At 63.0% G+C, this 1,269-nt stretch carries 1 protein-coding gene; it reads right to left on the bottom strand.

Features of this window, described 5'->3' with window-relative positions; genetic code table 11:
- Nucleotides 1–19: 19 nt before the first annotated feature.
- Nucleotides 20–1,206, bottom strand: a protein-coding gene (locus CV770_RS41095) for an IS3 family transposase (RefSeq protein WP_104466320.1) whose coding sequence is annotated in 2 segments (ribosomal slippage) — nt 20–954 and nt 954–1,206 — 1,188 coding nt in all. Because the reading frame shifts where the segments join, the coding sequence is not laid out codon by codon here.
- Nucleotides 1,207–1,269: the final 63 nt, after the last annotated feature.

The following is a 1,269-nucleotide window of genomic DNA, read 5'->3' as shown; positions in this document are numbered from 1 at the left end:
TTGACCTGCCACTGAATTTTCATCCAGCGGCAGTTAGAGTCTCGAGGTTTTGTACGCCAAGTGGCGCGGGTGGAGCAACGGACGATCGGCGGAGCTGGTCGGGGTTGCGCAGCCGATCGTCCGTTGCGGTGAGGTGGGCAGCGTAGGCCGCGGGGGTCAGATATTTCAGCGACGAGTGGGGACGCTGGAGATTGTAGTCGACGACCCAATTGGCGATCTTGGCGCGGGCGTCATCGAGATCGAAGAACAGAGTCTCGTTGAGTAGCTCATCGCGCATCCGGCCGTTGAAACTCTCGACGAAGCCATTTTGCATGGGCTTTCCCGGTGCGATGAAGTGCCAATCGATGGCTGCGTCCTTGCACCAAGCCAGCATGGCGTTGCAGGTGAACTCGGTGCCATGGTCGGACACGATCATTCCTGGCTTGCGGCGTCGCTCGACGATTGCCGTGAGTTCGCGGGCCACGCGCCGCCCCGAGATCGACGTGTCCGGAATGGCGCCCAGGCATTCCTTGGTGACGTCGTCGACGATGTTGAGGATGCGGAAGCGTCGGCCATTGGCGAACTGGTCGTGGACGAAGTCCAGCGACCAGCGGGCATTTGGCTTGGCCTCGACCAGGATCGGGGCCCGGGTCCCCACGGCCTTGCGGCGAGCCCGCCGCTTGCGGACGGTGAGCCCTTCCTCGCGATAAAGCCGGTAGATCCGGTTGATCCCCGATGGCTCGCCCTCCCGCCGCAGCAGGACGAACAGGCGGCGATAGCCGAAACGCCGCCGCTCGTTGGCGAGATCGCGCAATCGGCCACGCAGAACTGCGTCCGGCGGGCGGCTGGCGCGATAGCGGATCATCTTCCGATCCGCACCCACGATCGAGCAGGCCCGCCGTTCCGACAGGCTCATGACGGCCTGCAGATGCGCGACCGCAGCGCGCTTGGCGGCGGACCCTACCATTTTTTTGAAAGGAGCTCGCGAAGTGCGGCCGCATCGAGCATCTGCTCGGCCAGAAGCTTCTTCAGCTTCCCGTTCTCCTCCTCCAGGGCCCTCAACCGCTTCGCCTCGGAAACGTCCATGCCGCCGAATTTGGCCTTCCAATTGTAGATCGTCGCCTCGGAGATCCCGTGCTTGCGAGCCAGATCGGCCGTCTTCGCCCCGGCCTCATGCTCCTTCAGCACCGCAATAATCTGCTCTTCCGTGAACCGTGCTCGCTTCATCTGTCCGTCCTTCTTCGGGGCGGACTCTAACTCCTTCTGGAGGAAATACTCGGTGGCAGGTCA

The sequence above is a fragment of the Bradyrhizobium sp. AC87j1 genome, assembly GCF_002936975.1.
Classification (GTDB): domain Bacteria; phylum Pseudomonadota; class Alphaproteobacteria; order Rhizobiales; family Xanthobacteraceae; genus Bradyrhizobium; species Bradyrhizobium shewense.
Note: the sequence above shows the minus strand (reverse complement) of the source record. Positions and strands in the feature narration are given on the sequence as shown.